Origin of the sequence: Tropicimonas marinistellae (assembly GCF_001509585.1) — a bacterium.
Taxonomy (GTDB): domain Bacteria; phylum Pseudomonadota; class Alphaproteobacteria; order Rhodobacterales; family Rhodobacteraceae; genus Tropicimonas; species Tropicimonas marinistellae.
On sequence record NZ_LNCI01000006.1, the window covers coordinates 361,636 to 381,440 of the forward strand.

The window sequence follows — 19,805 nt, forward strand, 5'->3', positions numbered from 1 at the left end:
TTCCCGTGCTCAGCCGTCCGTTATTGTGCCAGAAGGTGCTTTGCGGAGGCTTCGTCGATCACCAGATGCGTGATCAACCGCCCCTTGAGCGCCGCCTCCACCGCCGTCCGTTTCGAGGCACCGGCGGCGATGCAGCAGACCGGGCATTCCTGCGCAGACACGCGCACTCCCATGATGCGGTCGTTGACCGGGTGATCCAGATACCGGCCTTCGGCATCGAAGACGTGACCGGCCAGTTCGCCGGCGGCCCCGGCCGCCTGAAGGCTGGCGAGTTCCTCGGCCGTTATGAAACCATCAACATAGAGCGGCACGTTGTCGGACATGTGGCCAATGCCGACGATGGCGATATCGGCGGCGCGTGCCAGCGCGCGCGAGGCCGCCACGTGGGGCAGCGACAGATAGAGTTCGAACTCTTCCTGGCTGCGTGCCACCAGGGGGATGGACAGCGGGTATTGCGGGATCGAAAGCAACCCGGCCAGCCGCACGATCACCTCGTAGGCAGTGGCAGATCCGTCAGGGGCGACGTTGCCGTTCAGCGAGACGAGCTTGTGCGCCCCACCCTGAACAGGTTCGATGTTTTCCACGACGGCGCGCAGCGTCCGGCCCGTGCCGATGGCAATGGTCTTGGGCTCCGTCGAACCGAAGATCTGCTCCAGCACAGGCGCTGCATAAACCGCAACCCCATGAACCGGGTCGCCGTCGCTCCCCATGCTGGGGGCAACCCAGGCCGCTTCGAGCTCGTAGCGCTCCTTGAGGTCGCGCTCCATTTCAAGGCACGCGGCAATCGGATGGCTGATCCGCACCCGGACGAGCCCTTCCGCCATTGCCCGCGCCACCAACCTCTGGGCCCGCTGGCGGGAAATCCCGAGTTCGCGCGCAATCTGATCCTGTGTCAGCCCACCGACATAGGAGAGCCATGCCGCCCGGGCCGCGAAATCCCGCGGCGACAGATCCCTTTCATCCCGCTCAGCGCGTGTCATTGACCGCAGCCTCCGACTTCAGTTCCGGAGCAGGATCGAAGAATTCGGCATAAGTTTCAATCGTCCGGTGCGGACGCACCTCCGGATCGCTTGGCAAGTCGAGCCCCGTCAGATGGCTGCCCCCGGTGAAATGCCACACCGTCATTCCCGCCGAGAGCGCCGCCCGTATGCCCGCGACGGAATCCTCGATAACCAGGCAACGCGCGGGGGGCGTCCCAGATTTCTCGGCGGCGCGCAGGAAGAGATCCGGCGCGGGCTTGCCATGCGCAACCTCCGATGCCGTTGTCGTGCGCCCCTGAAACCGCGCATCCAGCCCCACGATGCGAAGCGTGTGGTCAAGCCGCTTCGGGCTCGAGCTTGTTGCCAGGCAATACGGCACGCGGAGTCGGTCGATCGTCTCCGTCACGCCCGGCATGACTTGCAAATCGGCATCGAAGGCCGCCAACAGCCGGGCGCGGTAATCGGCCTCGAAACCAGCCGGCAGCACAATTCCGAAATCGGCCTGGATCTGTGACAACACGACCGGATAGCTGCGTCCGAGGAAATGCTTCGCGACGTAGGCGCGGTCGACTGCGACGCCATACTCCGCCAGTTCGGCAATCAGCATCTGGGCCGAAATCACCTCGCTGTCGATCAAGACGCCGTCGCAATCGAATATGACAAGTTCGAAGCTGTCCATCGCCATGCTCCCGGTGCAACTGCTTGCAAGCGGAACCCGGGCACGCGGCTTCCGAGGCACAGGCATATACCGGCACGCGCGAAATGTCCCGCCCGAAGGTCGGGCGGACACATTGTCAGTGATTGTCGCGGGGAACGCCCTTCGTCTGCGCGATGTTCTGGTACTTCACCGCCGGTTTCAGGACCATTCCCTTGTCGAACTGATCGACGATGGAACGCTGGATTTCCTGCCACGGCGTCTGGTGATCCGGGAACGGGTGACCGCCGGCCGCCTCCAGCGTTGCCCGGCGGGCTGCCAATTCGTCATCCGCGACGAGAAGGTTGGCGCTGCCTTCCTTGAGGTCGACGCGCAGCCTGTCGCCGGTGCGGACCAGCGCCAACCCGCCCATCGCCGCGGCCTCCGGCGAGGCGTTCAGGATCGACGGCGATCCCGACGTGCCGGACTGCCGACCGTCGCCGATGCAGGGCAAGGCGTCGATGCCGCGCTTGAGCAGCGCCGTGGGCGGCTGCATGTTCACCACTTCGGCGCCGCCGGGATACCCGATCGGCCCTGCCCCGCGGATCACGAGGATACAGCGCTCGTCGATGTCCAACTCCGGATCGTCGATCCGGTCATGATAATCCTCGGGGCCTTCGAACACGATGGCACGCCCCTCGAAAGCGTCCGGATCGTCGGGGTTGGAGAGGTAGCGGGCCCGGAACTCATCGGAAATCACCGAGGTTTTCATGATCGCGCTGTCGAACAGGTTGCCCTTGAGGTTCAGGAAACCCGCCGCCGGCACGAGCGGTTCGCCGTAGGGCCGGATCACCTCGTGATCGCTCACAGCCGCGGCGGCATATTCCTCGGCTATGGACTTGCCTGTCACCGTCACGGCCTCCGGATGCGGCAGCACACCGGCCGCCATCAACTCCGCGACCACGCCGGGCACACCGCCGGCTCGGTGAAAATCCTCGCCCAGGAAACGGCCTGCCGGCTGCACGTCGCACAGCAGCGGTACGTGATGGCCGAGTGCCTGCCAGTCGTCCGGAGTCAGGTCCACACCGAGGTGCCGCGCCACGGCGACCAGATGGATCGGCGCATTTGTGGAGCCGCCGAGGGCGGAATTGACGACGATGGCATTCTCGAAAGCCGCCCGCGTCATTACGTCGGAAGGCTTGAGATCTTCCCAGACCATCTCCACGATGCGCCGGCCCGTCTCATAGCTGATCTGGCCACGTTCGCGGTAGGGGGCCGGAATGGAGGCAGATCCCGGAAGCTGCATGCCCAGGGCCTCGGCAAGCGAATTCATCGTGCTGGCCGTACCCATGGTGTTGCAATAGCCGACCGAAGGCGCCGAGTCGGCAGCCATCTCCATGAATTCCTTGTAGTCGATCTCGCCCTTCGCGAGCATCTGGCGCGCCTTCCAGACGACCGTGCCGGAACCCACGCGCTCGCCCTTGTGCCAACCGTTCAACATCGGCCCGCAAGACAATGCAATTGCGGGGATATTCACCGTTGCAGCCGCCATCAACAGCGCCGGTGTGGTCTTGTCGCAGCCAATGGTCAGGACCACGCCGTCGATGGGATAGCCGTAGAGAGATTCGACGAGCCCGAGATAGGCGAGGTTGCGGTCGAGCGATGCGGTCGGGCGCTTGCCCGTTTCCTGGATCGGGTGAACCGGAAACTCCAGGCAGATACCGCCCGACGCGACGATGCCTTCGCGCACCCGCTTGGCCAACTCGATGTGATGACGGTTGCAGGGGCTGAGGTCGCTCCCCGTTTGCGCGATGCCGATGATCGGCTTGCCCGATTGCAATTCCTCACGCGTGATCCCGAAATTGAGATAGCGCTCCAGATAGAGCGCCGTCATGCCGGGATTATCTGGGTTGTCGAACCATTGCTGCGAGCGAAGTTTCATGTCCGGGTCCTTGATAAGCCGGACCCGCGACGCTCGTGTTGCGACGCGGATCCGGGAAGTTCATAGCGGGGTCAGTCGAACCAGAACAGCGCGATCTGGGGGAAGGCAACCAGCAGACCAACTGCCAGCACCTGCATCGCGATGAACGGGAGCAGCGACCGGAAGATGATGCCAAGCGTGATGTCGTCGGGCACCACCGACTTGAGATAGAAGGCGGCCGGGCCGAACGGCGGCGACAGGAAGCTCACCTGCATGTTCATGCAGAAGACCACGCCGAACCAGATCGGGTCGAGCCCGAGATTGCGGATGATCGGCACGAATATCGGCATCGTCAGCAGCGCCACGCCGACCCAGTCGAGGAAGGCGCCGAGCACGAAGAGGATCGCCATCATGAAGAGCACGATCACCGTCGGGTTGTCGGAGATGCCATACATCAGGTCCGAGATGAACTTGATGCCGCCCATCAGGTTGTAGACGCCGACCAGCGCCGTGGCGCCGATGCCGATCCAGACGATCATGCCCACGGTGGCGAGCGTCTGCATGGCAGCACCCTTGAGCAGCCCCCAGGTGAACTCGCCACGGATCACGGTGGAGAGCAACACGCCGCCAACGCCGACCGCCGAAGCTTCCGTTACCGAGGCTATGCCGCCGTAGATCGATCCGAGCACCGCGATCACCACGAGGATCGGCAGGAACAGCCCTTTTGCGAGGCGGATTTTCTCGGAGGCAGGAATGTGCTCGACCTCCGGATCCGGAACCGCACCGGGCGTGAAGTAGGCCCGGAAAAGCACATAGAGCACGTAGAAGGAGGCCAGCATGAAGCCGGGGATGAATGCCGCGGTGAAGAGGTCTCCGATCGAGACGGACGCCGTCAGGCCGTAGATGATCAGCACGATCGAGGGAGGCACCATGGTGCCGAGTGCGCCGCCAGCGCAGACCACGCCGATGGAAAGGTTGCGGTCATACCCCTGGCGCAGCATCTGCGGCAGCGCCAGAAGGCCGAGCAGGACCACTTCGCCGCCAATGATGCCGGACATGGCCGCAAGGATGATCGCGACAAAGATGGTCTGGACTGCCACGCCACCCCGGATCCGGCCGCCGACGAGTTTCATCGCGTCGAACAGGTCTCGGGCGATTCCCGATCGGTCCAGGATCGCGGCCATCAGCACGAACATCGGCACCGAGACAAAGACGAAGTTCTCGACGAAGGTGTAGATCCGCGAGGAGATAACCTGCACTGCCATCGGTCCGAAACCGAGCAGCGCGAAGGTGAGGGCCACCAGCAGCGTCACGAAGGCAAGTGGCATACCCGTGAGCAGCAGCACCACCATCAGGCCGAACATCATCAGCGTCGAATTGCCGATGCCGATGGCGGCGAAATCGATGATCGCGTTCATTTATTTCGTCTCCTCGGCCGCGCGGCGGATATAGTTCCACGTCAGGATCAGGAACTGGATCGTCATCAGGACCATGACGATCAGAAGGAAAGTCTTGACCAAAGCCGGTGCCGGGGGGTTCCAGGCCGAACCGGACCGCTCCATGCGGAATTCCCCGAGCGGAGAGAAGAGCGCCTTTTGGCTCATGATCCAGGCCGCATAGGTGAAGAATCCGGCCGCAATGAAGGAGGCGAAGGAGATGAAGATGTTGACGATCCTCCGCACCTTGGGCGGCAGGATGTCGTAGATCAGCACCACGCGGATATGGCTGTTTCGCGACGCGCAATAGAGCCCGCCGTAAAGGAAGGAGATTCCGCAAAGGAACGTCGTCGTCTCATGCGCCCAGATCGTGGGGCTGTTGAGCACGTAGCGCAGGAAGATTTCGACAAGCAGGATGCAGGCGGAAGCGCAGATCGCGACCGCGAAGGCAAAGCCCCCGGCATTTATGATCCGGCCAAAAGTACCGGCTTCGGGCACAGCGCCACGGTCGATCTTGCGGGTCGGTGTTTCGACCTGGGTCTCGGGCCCGGGGTCGGTTTCAGGTGTTTCGGTCATTGTTGGAACTACCCGCCTGAATGCAATTGGGGCGGGCAGGCCACGTTGCGGCCTGCCCAGGGACCTTGGGGCCGGTTTAGTTGAGCAGGCCGTTCTCGGTCAGGTACGCGGTCAGCGTCTCGTAGACCTTCTGGGCCATTGGCGAGCCCTCGGAAAGCGATTTCCACTCTTCCTGGGCGAGACCACGGAACTTCGCACGCTCCTCGGCCGACCAGTCGTGCACGGTGATGCCCTCGGCCTCGGCTGCCGCAACGGCGGCCTGGTCACGCTCCATCAAACCGCCGACCTGGGTTTCCTGGAAGACCTTCACGGAATCGTAGAACGCCTTCTGGATGTCCTCGGGCAGCGCCTCCCATTTCGCCTTGTTCATCGAAACCTCGACGAGCGGCAGCGAGTGGAAGCCCGGGTAGACGGGGTGCGACGCAATCTCGTTCATGCCCACTTCCTGGTTCACGGAGAACACGGAATAGTCAGCAGCGTCGATCACGCCTTTGTCGAGCGCGGTGTAGACCTCGGAGGCCGGCAGGTTCACCGGAGCGGCACCAGCAGCGCGGAAGACGTTGGCGATCGGGCCTTCGGGCGAGCGCATCTTGACGCCCTTGAGGTCGTCCACACCGTCAAGCGGCACCTTGGAGACGAAGGCTTCGAGGCCCGGGGTCGAGACACCGATGAAATAGACGCCATAGGGTTCTTGCAGCTCGCGCATCAGTTCCGCGCCGCCGCCGTTCTCGACGAAGTCGATCATCTGAGCCGGGTCCGACCAGGCACCAACCGGGTTTGCAATCAGGCCGAAAGCCGGGTCCTTGCCGGCGAAATAGGACGTATCGCAGATATGCCCGTCGATCAGTCCGGCGCCCACGGCATCCAGCGTCTCCTTGTAGTCGACGATGGTACCCACGGGCAGCATTTCGACGGCGACCTTGCCGTCGGTCATCTCCTTGAGAACCTCGGTCCAGCCAACCTGGTACTCGAAGTTCGGGTTGCCCGCCGGGTCGGAGGATTGGAAGCGGAAGCTGTACTCCTGTGCCGTGGCACCGAAGGCCAGAAGGCTCATAGCGATTGCAGTTGTGATTGTGCGTGTGCTTTTCATGGGGTCCTCCCTTGCACGTTTACACTTTCAGGGGTCACTCACCCCTGGTCGAAACGAAGTTGCACCTTCATGGCCTTCGCCTTGTCGGAGGCGAAGTCGAAGGCGGCGACGGCGTCTTCCATCGGGAAGCAGCCCGTCAGTACCGGAGCGAGATCCACCCGCCCTCGGTCGATCAGGTCCGCAGCCACCTCGAACTCGTGATCGAAGCGGAACGAACCCAATATCCGGATCTCCTTCGTCACCACGAGGCTGAGCGGCAGGGTCGGTTCGCTGCCCAGCCCCACGGTGACGATTTGCCCGCCCGGGCGGACGACCTCGCAGGCCGTCTGCAACGCCGGCGCGGCACCGGAGCATTCGAAGACGCAATCGACCCGGCCCTTGTTTTCACGCAATGGCGCAAGTGCCTCCGCCTCGGAAGACAAGTCGATGCAACGGGTTGCCCCCATTGCTGCGGCAATCTTCAGCGGCTCGGGTGCAATGTCGGTCACGATGATCTCCGAAGCGCCGGCGAGTTTCGCCGCGGCGATCGTCAGGCAGCCGATCGGCCCACTGCCCGAAATCAGCACCCGCTTGCCAAGGAGCGCGCCGGCCTGGTTCACCGCGTGCAGACAGACCGAGAAAGGCTCGCACAGCGCCGCGAGGGCAAGGTCGGTTTCCGGCGAGACACGGACGGCCAGTTCGGCCGGGACCGTCACTTCGGCCCGAAACAGCCCCTGCTCATGCGGCATCCGCATGGCCGATCCGTTGAACCGCATGTCGAGGCATTCGTGCCGCATGTCACGCTTGCAATACTCGCAGTCGCCACAGGGCCGGGACGGGCAGATGGCGACCTTGTCGCCCACCGCGAGCCCGTCGACGCCAGCGCCCAGGTCCGTCACGACGCCGGAGACTTCGTGACCGAGCGCCATCGGCTGCTGAATGCGAACAGTGCCAAAACCACCGTCGTGATAATAGTGCAGGTCCGACCCGCAGATGCCGCCACGGGCGACGGCGATGCGAACCTCGCCAACACCGGGCGGTGGGGCGATGTCGATTTCATCGATACGCAGGTCGTGCGGGGCGTGGATGACAACTGCCTTCATGTCAAAGCACCGAGATCATGCCGCCATCGACATAGATGAGCTGGCCGTTGATGTAGTTGGAAGCGTCGGAGGCGAGGTATATCGCGGTCCCGGCCATCTCGTCCGGTTGACCCCAGCGACCCGAGGGCGTGCGCTTGCAGACCCAGTCGTTGAACTCCTCGTTCTCGATCAGCGCGGTGTTCATCTCGGTCGCCATGTAGCCGGGGCCGATGGCGTTGACCTGAATGCCCTTGGAAGCCCATTCCGCGGTCATGATCTTGGTCAGCATCCGAACGCCCCCCTTGGCCGCGCCGTAGGGGCTCACCGTAGCACGTGCCGCATCTGAAAGCAGCGAACCGATATTGATGATCTTGCCGTGGCCGCGCGGGATCATCCGCTTTGCCGCCTCGCGGGCGCAGATGAAGACGGCGGTCAGGTTGACGTCGATCACACGCTGCCAGTCCGATGTTTCGAGCTCTACGATGGGCTTGCGAAACTGGATACCGGCATTGTTGACCAGGATGTCCACGGCGACGCCGTCAGAGTCGAGCTTCTCGAACGCAGCGACGATGGCAGCCTCGTCGGCCACATCGAAGGCGGCGCCGATGACGTCGTAGCCACCGGCCGTCATCTCCTCCACCGCTTCCTGGAGCCGCGCCTCGTTCACGCCATTGAGAATGACGCGGGCGCCGGCGGCAGCCATGCCTTCGGCCATGGCGCGGCCCAGGCCGCGGGAGGACCCGGTGATCAGCGCGGTCTTGCCGCTGAGATCGAAGAGTTTGGTGCTCATGTGTTTTCCTCAGAGTTCGGACAGGCGCGTGCTCAGGTCGGACCGCTCGAAGAAACTCTCCTGCAATTCCGTACCGAGGCCGGGGCCTTCCATCGGGTAGACGTAGCCGCCTTCGATCCGAGGCACCTCGGTCACCAGATCGCGGTACCAGCCCTTGTAAAAGGCGCGCACGGACTCCTGGATCAGCGTGTTCGGCTGGCTCAGGCTCATGTGGATCGCAGCGGCAAAGCCGACCGGGCCGATGCAGTCATGCGGCGCGAAGGGGCGGTGATAGGTCTCGGCCATGGCGGCGATCTTGCGGCCTTCGGTGAGGCCACCGGTCCAGCAGAGATCGGCCATCACCACATGGCAGGCGTCGCGGTCCAGGTATTCCTTGTAGGCGTAGCGCGAGCCCAGCGTCTCGGAGGCGCAGGTCCAGACATCGGTGGAGCGGGCATATTCGGCCAGCGCCTGGGGTGAGTTCATCCGGATCGAGTCTTCGTACCAGGTGGGGGCGTAGGGCTCGAGCGCGCGGGCGATCTTCTTGGCGGTCGGCAGGTTCCAGAGCGAGTGGAACTCGACCATGATCTCCATCTTGTCGCCCACCGCGTTGCGGATCTGCTCGAAGGGCTTGATCGCGGTCTTCATCTGCTCGGCTGAGATCCAGAGCCCCTTGTTCTCCATCGCCGGCGGATCGAAGGGCCAGATCTTCATCGCCGTGATGCCGCTCTCCAGCAGGCTCTCGGCCAGAGCGCCGGCATCGGTCATGAAGGCTTGCAGGTCTTCGTATTGCCCGCCTTCACCGAAGTTCCAGGTGTCGACCGGTTTGATCTTCTTGGTGGAGACGTATTTCGTGCCGGCGCAGGTGTTATAAACCCGCATCTTGTCGAAGCAGAGCCCGCCCAGCATCTGGTGCACCGGCTGGCCGCAGGCCTTGCCGAAGAGATCCCACAGCGCGATATCGACCGCCGAGCAGGCGCGGTATTCGACGCCGGTGGAACTCTGCGCATTGGGCAGGTTCAGCATCTCCTTGTGGAGCGCCTCGATATGGAGCGGGTTCTGGCCGAGCAGGCGGCTGGCCAGCGTGTCGTGGATATGCGCCTCGACGGCGGCCGCGCCATAGAATGTCTCGCCAAGTCCGACGATCCCCTCATCGGTCTCGACATGCACCCAGAGCACGTTCTGATGCGCGTCGATGCGATACGTTCTCAGGCCGGCAATCTTCATTCGCAGTTCCTCCGACCAGGCCGAGAAGCCGACGAGGCCCCGTCTCCCAAGCCGCATAAGCGATGATCTTTGCGTGACGGCTTGTCCCGATTCGATCATTTCCCTGTCGCTTGATAGGACCACGTGATACAGTTTTGAAGTCAAAAATGCACTTGTTGGTACGCTCGAATGGAAAAACCTATCGTACAATCCGGCGGATTTGAAAAGAAATCTGCGTCCAATCTGGTTGAAAGAACCATGCTGGATGTCAGAAAGTTTATACATGACAACAAGTTATCCGCTGGAGACGTCTTGCCCTCGGAAAACGCCATCGCCACGCAACTCGGCGTTTCCCGCACTGTCGCGCGGGAGGCGTTGCGCGGACTCGCCGCACTTCGCATTCTGGAGGTCGGGAACGGCCGCCGGGCCCGGGTGGCCGGGCCGACCGCCGAAGCGCTCAGTGTGATCCTCGACCACACGGTCTACACCAAGCAACTCTCCGTTGCGCAGATCCAGGACGTGCGCCGCACGCTGGAGATGCGAACCGTCAGCCTCGCCGCGCTGCACCGAAGCGACGACGATGCGCGCCAGTTGCTGGAGACTTGCGCCAAGATGATGGAGGCAGTGGAGCACGATTCCACCGCGGTGATGGAACAGGACATCCTGTTCCACGAGATCATCGCGCGCGCCTCGGGAAACCCGCTCTACTCGATCCTTGTGGACAGCTTCCGCATAATCACGCGCCAGACCTGGGACATCGGCTGGCGTGCGCGTGCCACGCTGGAGAACCGCGTCGAGAACATCAAGTGCCACGAGCGGATCGCCACCGCGATCATGGCGCAGGAGGCCGTGCGGGCCGAAGCGGCGATGTCGGAGCATTTCGACAGTTCGTTCATGGTTCTGCTGCGGGCCGGCGTGAACTGACTGCCGTTCGGCACCGTTCCAGCCGACGCCAATGGCGCGTGATCGCGATGATGTGCGCGGTCTGTGCGCGGACACCGTTTTTGTCGTTTTCCACAATCCTTTTCGACCCTGTGACGCCCGTCACTTCGGTGCCTCGGCGCCTAGCGTAGTCATGAAGACAGGCGGCGAGTGAGCGCAACGGATGACCCGGAGCCCCAAGCCGCAGTCAGGGAAAGGGATCACTACCATGGGCACGTATAACGGCACGAACGGCAACGACTACAAATCCATGTCGAACCTCAACATCTGGCCGTTTTCGCATCATGACACGATGCGCGGCTACGGCGGAAACGACCGGCTTTACGGCAACAACGGCAACGACAAGATCTACGGCGGAACCGGCAACGACACGCTCTCCGGCGGCAACGACAACGACGTCCTTTATGGCGAGTCCGGTAACGACTACCTCTACGGCGGCGCCGGAAACGACAGCCACTACGGCGGCTCCGGGGTGGACTACATCAGCGCAGGCGACGGCAACGACTACATCGAGGGCGGCTACAGCACCGATACCGTCTATGGCGGCGCCGGAAACGACTACATCCGGGTCCGCAACGGCGAGTACTACGACAACGTCGACGGCGGCACCGGCACGGACACGCTGAACCACTCGCTTTCCAGCTACTCGGGCGACACTTTCGACTTCGTTGCGGAGAAGATCTACGCCGCAAGCAGTCACGGCGGCACGACCTTCCTGCGCGGCATCGAGACCTACTACGACGGTTCGGGCGGCAACACGATCAAGTCCGACGGCTCCGGCAGCTTCTACGGCGGCGGCGGCGACGACCGGATCCATGCCGGCAACGGCGTCAACGAGAAGCTCGACGGTGGCACCGGGGTGGACACGCTGGACACGACCCACTGGAACGGCAACTACACGATCAATCTCGTCACCGGGAAAACCAACTACACCGGCGAGTCCTTCACGAACTTCGAGAACGTCGTCACCGGCAACGGAAGCGACACGATCACCGGCACCAGCGGCGCCAACAGCATCCATACCAACGGCGGCAATGACCGTGTCTATGCCGGCGACGGCGACGACCGGATCTATGGCGGCGACGGCAATGACTGGCTCGATGGCGGCTATGGCTTCGACTACATCAACGGCGGCGACGGCATCGACTCCACCAGCTACACCTTCTACAGCGGCACCGTGGACGCCAACCTGCAAACGGGTGTCGTTGCCTTCCCCGGCAACAGCACGCTGACCGACACGCTCGTCTCCATCGAGAACATCTACACCGGCAACGGCAACGACAAGGTCTGGGGCAGCAGCGTGGCGAACTACATCTCCACCGGTGCGGGCAACGACTGGGCCAACGGAAGCAGTGGGAACGACACCATCTATGCCGGTTCTGGCAACGACAAGATCAAGGGTGGGGCCGACAACGACTACCTGGACGGCGGCAGCGGCGACGACAAACTCGTCGGCGGTGGCGGCAACGACACGCTCGTGGGCAGTTCCGGCGCGGACCGGCTGGCCGGAAACGGAGGCGAGGACACCTTTGACTTCAACTTCACCTCCGACTCCACCGCCGGGGCCGTCGACAAGATCATCAAGTTCCAGGGCGCAGGCGTAAGCGGCGGCGACGTGATCGACCTCGCCGGGATCGACGCCAACGTCTACCTCTCGGGCGACCAGGCCTTCTCCTTCGGCGGCACCGGCACCGGTTCTGTCTGGGCGGTGAACATGGGCAAGCACACCATGATCTACGCCAATACCGACGCAGATGCAGACGCCGAATTCGCGCTGCTCATCGCTGACGGCAAGAGCGTCGACGCGAGTGACTATTCGGCTGGAGACTTTGTCCTGTAACCCCCCGGTATTGAGTGTCTCCGACCGACCCGGCCCGCCGCCCGAAAGGGTGGCGGGCCATCAATTTGGCGCAGGTTGGTATTGAAACCGGACGCGGTTCCGCAGTTCCGCAGAGAGCCGCTTTTCAGTTTCAGGCAGTTGACACAGGTCGGATCCGGAATGTGGAACTAATACCGTGCCTGGGCCTCGTAGAAGGCCGCGATATCTTCCATATCCTGTTGGCTCAGGCCTTTCACGGCAGCCGACATCGCAGCTTTCTCGCTCACATCTTCCCGCTTCCCGGTCGCGTAGTTCTGCATTTCTTTGACAAGATAGGATGCGGGCTGACCAGCGAGCATCGGAACCACACGGAAACTGGTTGAACGGGCGTTGCCGTCCATCCCATGACAGCCTGTGCATTTTGATGCTACCGCGAGTTGACGCCCATTGTTCGGGTCACCTTCGGCAAGCGCTGTCGTGGCCGAGATGAAATAAGCGCACACCATCAGCAGCAGTCGCTGATGAACCATTCCCGTATGATATCACAATCGAGCCATTTCCAGAAACCGGGCCGACACCCGGTTGAACCTGCTTGCAAAACGCCTGCACGGAAGGAAATGCCCACGTGGACGGTAGAGACTCAAGAGAGCTGCAATGCCGCGCCTTGGTGCGGCGCGTCAGGTGGGGGTTTGCACGAAGCGAACCGCGCCAAGGCCCGGGCCTAGATCTCCGCCACCTCGGCAAGGGTTTCCAGATCGGGGATTTCGATCACCTTCCCGTCAAGCCGGAGCACGCCATCTGCGGCAAGCGCCTTGAGATTGCGGTTTACGTTTTCGCGCGCCAGCCCTGAGAACTCGCCGATATCGGATTGCGACAGGCCCAGATCGATACGCATCGGGCCATCGCCGTCCGACGCACCCCATTTCTCGGCAATTCGCAGCAGGCACCGGGCAAGGCGTTTGCGGGCATCGACTTCCGCCTGAACCTCGAACATGTCGGAGGCGTTGCGGACCTTTCGGCACAAATCCGCGATCAGGGCCATGGTCGCGTCGGGATGGTCCATGAGAAACCCGCGAACCTCGGCGCGGTGCAGGGCGAGCAAGGTGACATCGCCCGCAGCGCGGGCATCGGTGCTCCTGTCCTGCCCGTCGAACATCGCGATCTCGCCAAAGACCTCTCCGGGACCCATGTGGTTGAGGACCGACCTGCGACCGGAGAGCGACGTGACGCTGATCTCCACCCGCCCCGCCTCTATCACATAAAGCACATCGCCCGGATCGCCGCGCAGAAAGATGACCTCGCCGGAGGCGAAACGGCGCCGCTGGCCGCGCTTGGCCAGCCGCGCGCGCTCATCTTCCGACAGGGTCGAAAGGAGCGGGCTGATTGACCCGCCACGCTCATCGTCGTCCTGTGTCATGGAGACCCCTCGGGTTGCGTTCCGGGAACTGCCGGTCGGTTGCAGTGGACGGCGGCGTCTTCGGCACCAAGGTATTGCAGCCGCCGCGCCGGGTCGAGCACACCGCGCGTCATCTCGCAGGCCCGCGCGAGGTCCAGAAGGTCCCAAAGGCGCACCTTTCCGTCGTCTCCTGCCGATGCAAAGCGGGCACCATCGGGATGCCGGGCCAGGCGCCAGGCGGTGCGTGAATGGGCGCCGGGAACAGACGCGATCCTGCGGGCGGATTCGAGATCCCAAAGATGCAGCCCACCGCGACGGTCTATGGCGGCAATGGTCGTGGTGTCGCCGAGGAACAGGGCATCGGTCGCCCCACCGACATGTCCCGTGAATGCCGCGACTTGCGTGAGCGTTGCCACGTCCCAAACCGTGACCACCTCGTCGCTTGTGCCGGCAAGCAGGTACCGCCCGTCAGGGTTGAAACTGACCGTCCAGATGACATCGTCATCAACCGAGAGAACACGCGGTGGAGCGTCCTCCGCAAGGCCCCACAACAGCACGTCGCCCGAGGTCAGCGCCGCGGCAAGATGCGTACCGGCCTGGTCCACGACCGCCCGTGTGACCTGCCCGCCGCCGATGTCGAAACTGCGGATCATCTCGTTGGTATCCGGATCGAACATCTGCAGGGATCGATCGGATGCGGCGAAGACATGCGATCCACCGTCGATATCCACCGACCAGATCGCCTCGCCGATGTCCGCCACTTTCGTCAGCGCAGACCCGTCCGTACCCTGTATCTGAAGCGTCCCGCCGCGATCCGCCGAGACGAGCCGCTGCCCGTCCATCGACAGATCCAGCGCCCAGACCTGGTGATCGTGTCCCCTGAGCGCAAGCCGCGCCGCTGGGTCGGACGCCTCCCAGCGGGTCACTGCGCCTGTGTCGTCGCCGGCGAGCACGATGTCGGCACCGAGCGCAACCCCCTTGGCGCGCTGCCCGGGCACGGCGAATGTCCGCGCGGGCGGGATCCCCTGGCCGAGCCGCCAGAAACGTACCATCTGGTCGGCACCGAGCGTGGCGGCGACGGTCCCGCTGCGGTCCAGGGCCAACTCGACAATGGCGCCGCGGTGGCCGCTGGGGGAGGTCGAAATGGTCTCCCCTTTCTCAAGATCCCAGATCGCCAGTTCACCGTTGCCGGTCGCCCCCAGCAGGCGGGCCTGCCCCGGCAGAAATCCAATCGCGCCTATTCGCGCGTCCGGATCGAAGGCCCGCCCCTGCAACCGGGCGCTCGGAAAATCGAAGACCGCCGAGGTGCCATCGCTGCTGACCGTGGCGAAGAGCTGCCCGTCCTCGCTGAAAGCAAGGTCCCATATATCGCTTTGGTGGACGCCCTTGATCGTTGGAAAAAGCAAGGCACGCGAAGGCAAGGACCAGCCGTGGATTTCCCCTGCCCCGTTGCCGGCAAGCAGCGCATCCCCGCGCGGGCTGAAGGCCACGCTGGTGAAATCTCCGATACGCGTGCCGATGGAGGTGCCTGACTCGGCCGGCGCGGCGACGGCCCAAAGCCTGACGGTTCCATCCTCGCCCGCCGACGCGATCCACTCCCCGTGTGGATCGAAACGCGCGCGCCAGACGATATCGCGCGTCGCGCCTATCGTGCGCGGCTCCCCGAGGAACCCATCGGCCACCGGCCATTCCACGATCCGTCCCCGATTGCCCACAGCCAACAGCGCCGAACCGTCCGGGGCGAAGGCCAGATCCTCGATCCCGCCCAGGTCCGTGGCAAGCGGAACGGCCACCGGCTGCCGCGTATGGCCATCCAGCAGCATCAGCGTGCCGTCCCGGCGCCCCACGGCGACGAATGCGCCGTCGGGAGACATTGCGAGCGACAGCGCGTCACCAGCCGGCACAGGGCTGGACACGAGAACCGGTACACCTTTCGCCAGTTCGAGGCGCGCCGCCACGAGCGCGGCGCGCGCATCGAACCCCGGCGCATCGGGGGCGGAAATCGCGAGCGATTCCGCGGCCAGCGCAAGTGCAAGCAACGGGTCCTGCGTCACCAGCCCGCGTGCCACCGCACCCAAGGCCCCGGCGAACCGCTCCTGCGCAATGTCGGTGGCCTCGCGGGCAATCGTTTCATTGGCGCGCGCGTTCCGCGATTCCGACACTGCCACAAGGGACGCGACCGAGGCGCCGACCGCCAGCACCGCAAGCGCCACCACCGCGAATATCCGGCGTCGTCGCGCCCGGGCCTGTCGCGCCGCCGCAGCAGCCTCGCGCCGTTCTGTCGCGTCACGGGAGGTCTGGATGAAATCGCGTTCAAGCGTTCCGACGCGATCCTCGTTTTTCTCCAGCCATTCGAGGGCCAGCGCAAGCCGTACCCCCCGCAGCAGCATTTCCTCGTCCCGCCCGGCGGTTTCCCAATCCTCCGCCAGCTGGACCAGCCGCAGGCGGGTCCGCAGATCGTTGCGGGAATCCTCGATCCAGCGCCGCAGCCGCGGCCATGACCGGAGCAGCGCCTCATGGGTGATCTGGATCGTCCGGTCATCCACCGTCAGCAGCCGCGCGTCGGTCAGCACATCCGCGACACGCCGCAGAACGTCCGCGTCCGACGCCGCATCCAGCTCCGAGCGCTTCAGGATTCTGCGGGTATCGGAGCTGTCCTCTCCGGGCCAAACAAGGCTCAGCAGCAGCCTGCGTGCCGCCTCCCGTTCGATGTCGTCGAAAGACGTCTCGTAGATCGCTTCGGCCGTCTTGCTGAGGGCCCCGGCCACACCGCCGGATGCCTGGTAGCCCCCCAGCGTCAATGTCGTGCCCTTGCGGCGGGCCCAGGTCTCCACCAGCGCGTGGGAAATCAGCGGGAGAGCCCCGGGCTCCTTTCCCGCCCCGTCGACGATCGTGTCCACAAGGCTCCGTTCCAGATAATACCCGGACATGCGCGCCGGCTCCGTGATCGCGCGCCGGAGTTCCGAGTTGCTCATCGGACCCACGAGCACCTGGTTGCGGGTGATCCAGTCGGTCAGTCTCGGCAGGGTCGCGCACATCGCGTAGAAATCCGCGCGGATCACCAGAACGATCCGAACCGCACTGTCGGCCGGGTCGGCAAGCGCGGCAAGCGCGTCGATGAACCGGTTCCGCTCGGCGCTGTCGTTGAGCGTGAAGATCTCCTCGAACTGGTCGATCACCAGAAGCCGGGGCTCTCCCTGCGCACCGACCCCGGCAATTCGTCGTGCAAGCGTTGGCCGCTGCAGGAAGTCATCGAGGCCGACGTCGCTGTCGCTACCGCCAAGGGCAAAGTAGAGCTCCGAGAGCGCGTCGCGGCCGGGCGTGATCAGATCGATCCGCCAGCCGCTCCCCCCGGCTATCTTCCCCGCGCGCACCGCCGGGACGAGGCCGGCGCGCACAACGGAGGACTTGCCGCTCCCGGAGGGGCCACCGACCACCAGAACCCGCTGCTCTCGCATCCGCTGCAGGAGTTCGTCCACCAGTTGCTCGCGCCCAAAGAAGCGGTCGCTATGCTCGGGCTGAAACGATGCAAGGCCCTGATATGGGCAGCCTTCCGCAGCGATATCACCGATTTCCGTGCCGGGCGCGGGTTCCATCGCCGCCACCTGTGCCAAGGCATCGTGGGCCACCGAGCGCCAGGTTTCCACGCTCGAAAAGCGCTCACCCGCTTCGAAAGCCAACCCTTGGCGAAAGAACGCCCACCAGGGCTCTGGCAAGGCATCGAGCCGTGCATCGACCTCGTCGGGCGGCGGCGGCGCTGTGCCGGTAAGCGTGTACCAGATCACTGCCGTGGCCGCGAAAATGTCGGCTGTCGGACCGATCTCCGCCGTCGGGTCGAGTTGTTCGGGTGGACGATAGGCAGGCGTGCCCCCCACAAGCGTCGCCGCGTGACCGCTCTTCACAAGGTCCTTCGCGATCCCAAGGTCGGCGATCATGATCCGCTCCGCACGCTGGTGGGCGCCCGCGCTCTGCGCCACCGTCTGCGTTGACGCGGGAGCGGCGACAGGGAGCGCCACGGTTGCGTCGTCAGGCTGAGCCATCGGCAAAAACTCTCCGACCTCCACCGGATTTGCGCTCTGATAGAGAATGTTGTCTGGCTTGAGATCGCGATGCACCACGCCGGCGCGGTGGATGGCCGCCAAGCCGTCGGCAATCGCGTCCACCAGGCGCACAAGATGATCCGAGTCGAGCCCGGTCGTGCCCTCGCCTGCCACCGCGCGACGCGCGACCTGCCGCGTCAGCGTGCCGAGGTCTGCGAAGTCCATGACGATATACGGCCGCCCGTCGGAGAGGCGGCCGAAGTCATGAACGGAAATGACGCTGTGCGACCGTATTCGTCGCAAAAGGCGCGCCTCCTCGAGAAAGCGCGCCTGGCCCTCGGTGCCCTCGACGGCCCGCTCGTCGAGAATCTTGATTGCCACCTGGCACTCAAGTTCCTCGTCCCAGGCAAGCACCACGACAGCGAAACTGCCCCGGGCGATTTCGCGCCGCAGAACGTGGCGACCGATATAGGCCGGCAGTTCCATGGCGCGGCCGAATCAGAGCTTGTCTGCGACGGAAACGCAGTGGACCGCGGCAGGGTCGAGAACGTCGTGATTCCGGTCCGCGGCAGTCACGCAGATCGTTTCGGTGTCATTCCGCTGGCTGACCGACACGGCCGAGGTTGTCACATAATCGGGATATGAATCGGTCGGATGCCACTCCCCCTGTGTCACGCCATGGACGGTCTCGGCATTGTTGCTCACCTGTTCGGCGTCGAAGAGGTCTCCCCACCAGACGTGAATGTGGTTCTTCGACATGTCCGGAAGGAAATTGGCCTCGAACACCAAGGCCAGTTCGCCATCCGCCTGTTCAATCGCGGCGATGGAAACCTCGCATCCATCCACGGGGCAGGCATTGCTGTCCTGGGCCTGTGCGACAGAACCTCCAAAACACACCGCGGCCGCCAGGCTGGCCAGCACGCGCAGGCGCGCATCATTGAAACTCATTGTCATATTCCTCCCGAGAGTAATGGGTTCTGGCACACGTGCCGCGATAAAAGCCTTCCAAACCAGTATAGGTACTATACTTCTAATACGGCAAGCCGCGGAAGAACGGGATCATGCAGACAGCGATTTTGATCGTCGACGTAACCGGCAGCACCCCGCTTTATGTGCAAAAAGGGGACGAGATCGCCCGGCAAACCATCGACCGTTGCCTGTCACTGGCCCGGCGGATTGCCGATGCCGGCGGCGGCCATTTCATCAGTTCCAAGGGCGACGATGTCCTCTACCGGTTCGATGCCCCCGATGCGGCCTTCGCGGCGGCGCGGCGGATCATGGCGGATGCGCCGGTCGGCGGGTTGCGGTTGCACGCCGGGCTCTGCAGCGGTGAGGTCATCCGCGAGCGCGACGACGCCTTCGGGCTGACGGTCATCCGCGCCGCGCGGCTTTCGGCGCTCGCACAACCGGGGGAGATCCTGCTCGACGGCGAGACGGTCGACCGCCTCGACGCGGCTGCGCGCGCGACCCTCGTTCGGATTGGCCCGGTCATGCTCAAGGGCATTCCGGAGCCCGTGCGGGTCCATGCCTATCGCGCCATGGACGCGGTTCAACTGACCGAGGCGGCCGCCGTTGGCCAGCCGCTGGAGGGACGTGCGCAGGTCATGGTCGTGATACGCTCGCTGCGCGGCGAACAGGTGGTAAGGGAGGGCGTCACGGTGACGCTCGGGCGCGCCGAGGATTGCGACGTGGTGATGTCCGACCCGTGGGTGTCGCGCCGCCACGCCACGATCTCCGTCATGCAGGGCGTCGCAGAACTCGTGGATCACAGCAGTGCCGGCACATTCCTCGCGTTTCAGGACGGCCGCCGATTGGATTTGCTGCGCCGCAACGTGACCCTCGCCGGTTCCGGGCGCCTGTCGCTCGGCATGCCGCCCGACGACCCGCGGGCGCAGGCGTTGCGCTTCGACGTTGTCCCCACCGATTGAGGCCGCC

Annotated in this window: 16 protein-coding genes; 3 read left to right on the forward strand and 13 right to left on the reverse strand. The window is 64.1% G+C overall.

Annotated elements, in window-relative coordinates:
* Nucleotides 1–20: 20 nt before the first annotated feature.
* From ARC39_RS15010 to ARC39_RS15050, 9 genes are all read right to left on the reverse strand, one after another.
* Entirely contained in the window at nucleotides 21–980 is a 960-nt protein-coding gene (locus ARC39_RS15010; protein WP_068115617.1) for a sugar-binding transcriptional regulator, read from the reverse strand.
* The gene (locus ARC39_RS15015) at nucleotides 967–1,659 is read right to left on the reverse strand and encodes an HAD family hydrolase (RefSeq protein WP_068115618.1); all 693 of its coding nucleotides are present in this window, start codon (nucleotides 1,657–1,659) and stop codon (nucleotides 967–969) included. Before ARC39_RS15015 ends, ARC39_RS15010 begins: the two co-directional genes overlap by 14 nt.
* Nucleotides 1,660–1,774: 115 nt before the next feature.
* Nucleotides 1,775–3,556, reverse strand: a complete 1,782-nt coding sequence (locus tag ARC39_RS15020) for an IlvD/Edd family dehydratase (protein ID WP_068115619.1) — start codon at nucleotides 3,554–3,556, stop codon at nucleotides 1,775–1,777.
* Between the two features lie 71 nt (nucleotides 3,557–3,627).
* The gene (locus tag ARC39_RS15025; protein ID WP_068115620.1) at nucleotides 3,628–4,953 is read right to left on the reverse strand and encodes a TRAP transporter large permease; all 1,326 of its coding nucleotides are present in this window, start codon (nucleotides 4,951–4,953) and stop codon (nucleotides 3,628–3,630) included.
* Complete coding sequence (locus ARC39_RS15030; RefSeq protein ID WP_078059282.1) at nucleotides 4,954–5,547, reverse strand: TRAP transporter small permease subunit; 594 nt, start codon at nucleotides 5,545–5,547, stop codon at nucleotides 4,954–4,956. It lies immediately after the preceding gene.
* A 76-nt stretch (nucleotides 5,548–5,623) separates the two neighbouring features.
* Nucleotides 5,624–6,637, reverse strand: a complete 1,014-nt coding sequence (locus tag ARC39_RS15035; protein WP_068115621.1) for a TRAP transporter substrate-binding protein — start codon at nucleotides 6,635–6,637, stop codon at nucleotides 5,624–5,626.
* Between the two features lie 38 nt (nucleotides 6,638–6,675).
* Nucleotides 6,676–7,719 carry an L-idonate 5-dehydrogenase gene (locus ARC39_RS15040; protein ID WP_068115622.1) on the reverse strand — a complete coding sequence of 348 codons (1,044 nt, stop codon included), beginning with the start codon at nucleotides 7,717–7,719 and terminating at the stop codon, nucleotides 6,676–6,678.
* 1 nt (nucleotide 7,720) lies between these two features.
* The gene (locus ARC39_RS15045; protein WP_068115623.1) at nucleotides 7,721–8,488 is read right to left on the reverse strand and encodes a glucose 1-dehydrogenase; all 768 of its coding nucleotides are present in this window, start codon (nucleotides 8,486–8,488) and stop codon (nucleotides 7,721–7,723) included.
* Between the two features lie 9 nt (nucleotides 8,489–8,497).
* Nucleotides 8,498–9,694: a mandelate racemase/muconate lactonizing enzyme family protein gene (locus ARC39_RS15050; protein ID WP_068115624.1), complete on the reverse strand. Its 1,197-nt coding sequence runs from the start codon at nucleotides 9,692–9,694 to the stop codon at nucleotides 8,498–8,500.
* 237 nt (nucleotides 9,695–9,931) lie between these two features.
* Here ARC39_RS15050 and ARC39_RS15055 point away from each other — a divergent pair, with 237 nt between their 5' ends.
* The gene (locus ARC39_RS15055) at nucleotides 9,932–10,597 is read left to right on the forward strand and encodes a FadR/GntR family transcriptional regulator (RefSeq protein WP_161470974.1); all 666 of its coding nucleotides are present in this window, start codon (nucleotides 9,932–9,934) and stop codon (nucleotides 10,595–10,597) included.
* Between the two features lie 226 nt (nucleotides 10,598–10,823).
* Nucleotides 10,824–12,455 carry a calcium-binding protein gene (locus ARC39_RS15060; RefSeq protein ID WP_068115626.1) on the forward strand — a complete coding sequence of 544 codons (1,632 nt, stop codon included), beginning with the start codon at nucleotides 10,824–10,826 and terminating at the stop codon, nucleotides 12,453–12,455.
* A gap of 167 nt (nucleotides 12,456–12,622) precedes the next feature.
* On the opposite strand, the gene ARC39_RS15065 is transcribed toward ARC39_RS15060, so the two are convergent.
* The 4 genes from ARC39_RS15065 to ARC39_RS15080 form a co-directional block, all read right to left on the reverse strand.
* Nucleotides 12,623–12,964 carry a c-type cytochrome gene (locus ARC39_RS15065; RefSeq protein ID WP_068115627.1) on the reverse strand — a complete coding sequence of 114 codons (342 nt, stop codon included), beginning with the start codon at nucleotides 12,962–12,964 and terminating at the stop codon, nucleotides 12,623–12,625.
* Nucleotides 12,965–13,155: 191 nt separating this feature from the next.
* On the reverse strand, nucleotides 13,156–13,851 hold the full coding sequence (locus tag ARC39_RS15070) for a Crp/Fnr family transcriptional regulator (RefSeq protein ID WP_068115628.1): 696 nt from the start codon (nucleotides 13,849–13,851) through the stop codon (nucleotides 13,156–13,158).
* Nucleotides 13,848–18,356 carry a WD40 repeat domain-containing serine/threonine protein kinase gene (locus ARC39_RS15075; RefSeq protein WP_068115629.1) on the reverse strand — a complete coding sequence of 1,503 codons (4,509 nt, stop codon included), beginning with the start codon at nucleotides 18,354–18,356 and terminating at the stop codon, nucleotides 13,848–13,850. The genes ARC39_RS15070 and ARC39_RS15075 overlap by 4 nt, the downstream gene beginning before the upstream one ends.
* A gap of 12 nt (nucleotides 18,357–18,368) precedes the next feature.
* Entirely contained in the window at nucleotides 18,369–18,818 is a 450-nt protein-coding gene (locus ARC39_RS15080; RefSeq protein ID WP_068115630.1) for a hypothetical protein, read from the reverse strand.
* Between the two features lie 113 nt (nucleotides 18,819–18,931).
* Here ARC39_RS15080 and ARC39_RS15085 point away from each other — a divergent pair, with 113 nt between their 5' ends.
* Nucleotides 18,932–19,798, forward strand: a complete 867-nt coding sequence (locus tag ARC39_RS15085; protein ID WP_068115631.1) for an FHA domain-containing protein — start codon at nucleotides 18,932–18,934, stop codon at nucleotides 19,796–19,798.
* Nucleotides 19,799–19,805: the final 7 nt, after the last annotated feature.

Excerpts from the sequence above, each read along its gene's own strand:
- ARC39_RS15085 (WP_068115631.1), top strand. The coding sequence starts at position 18,932 with ATGCAGACAGCGATTTTGATCGTCGACGTAACCGGCAGCACCCCGCTT.
- ARC39_RS15045 (WP_068115623.1), bottom strand. The coding sequence starts at position 8,488 with ATGAGCACCAAACTCTTCGATCTCAGCGGCAAGACCGCGCTGATCACC.
- ARC39_RS15030 (WP_078059282.1), bottom strand. The coding sequence starts at position 5,547 with ATGACCGAAACACCTGAAACCGACCCCGGGCCCGAGACCCAGGTCGAA.
- ARC39_RS15070 (WP_068115628.1), bottom strand. The coding sequence starts at position 13,851 with ATGACACAGGACGACGATGAGCGTGGCGGGTCAATCAGCCCGCTCCTT.
- ARC39_RS15035 (WP_068115621.1), bottom strand. The coding sequence starts at position 6,637 with ATGAAAAGCACACGCACAATCACAACTGCAATCGCTATGAGCCTTCTG.
- ARC39_RS15040 (WP_068115622.1), bottom strand. The coding sequence starts at position 7,719 with ATGAAGGCAGTTGTCATCCACGCCCCGCACGACCTGCGTATCGATGAA.
- ARC39_RS15015 (WP_068115618.1), bottom strand. The coding sequence starts at position 1,659 with ATGGACAGCTTCGAACTTGTCATATTCGATTGCGACGGCGTCTTGATC.
- ARC39_RS15065 (WP_068115627.1), bottom strand. The coding sequence starts at position 12,964 with ATGGTTCATCAGCGACTGCTGCTGATGGTGTGCGCTTATTTCATCTCG.
- ARC39_RS15075 (WP_068115629.1), bottom strand. The coding sequence starts at position 18,356 with ATGGAACTGCCGGCCTATATCGGTCGCCACGTTCTGCGGCGCGAAATC.
- ARC39_RS15060 (WP_068115626.1), top strand. The coding sequence starts at position 10,824 with ATGGGCACGTATAACGGCACGAACGGCAACGACTACAAATCCATGTCG.
- ARC39_RS15010 (WP_068115617.1), bottom strand. The coding sequence starts at position 980 with ATGACACGCGCTGAGCGGGATGAAAGGGATCTGTCGCCGCGGGATTTC.
- ARC39_RS15080 (WP_068115630.1), bottom strand. The coding sequence starts at position 18,818 with ATGAGTTTCAATGATGCGCGCCTGCGCGTGCTGGCCAGCCTGGCGGCC.
- ARC39_RS15050 (WP_068115624.1), bottom strand. The coding sequence starts at position 9,694 with ATGAAGATTGCCGGCCTGAGAACGTATCGCATCGACGCGCATCAGAAC.
- ARC39_RS15025 (WP_068115620.1), bottom strand. The coding sequence starts at position 4,953 with ATGAACGCGATCATCGATTTCGCCGCCATCGGCATCGGCAATTCGACG.
- ARC39_RS15055 (WP_161470974.1), top strand. The coding sequence starts at position 9,932 with ATGCTGGATGTCAGAAAGTTTATACATGACAACAAGTTATCCGCTGGA.
- ARC39_RS15020 (WP_068115619.1), bottom strand. The coding sequence starts at position 3,556 with ATGAAACTTCGCTCGCAGCAATGGTTCGACAACCCAGATAATCCCGGC.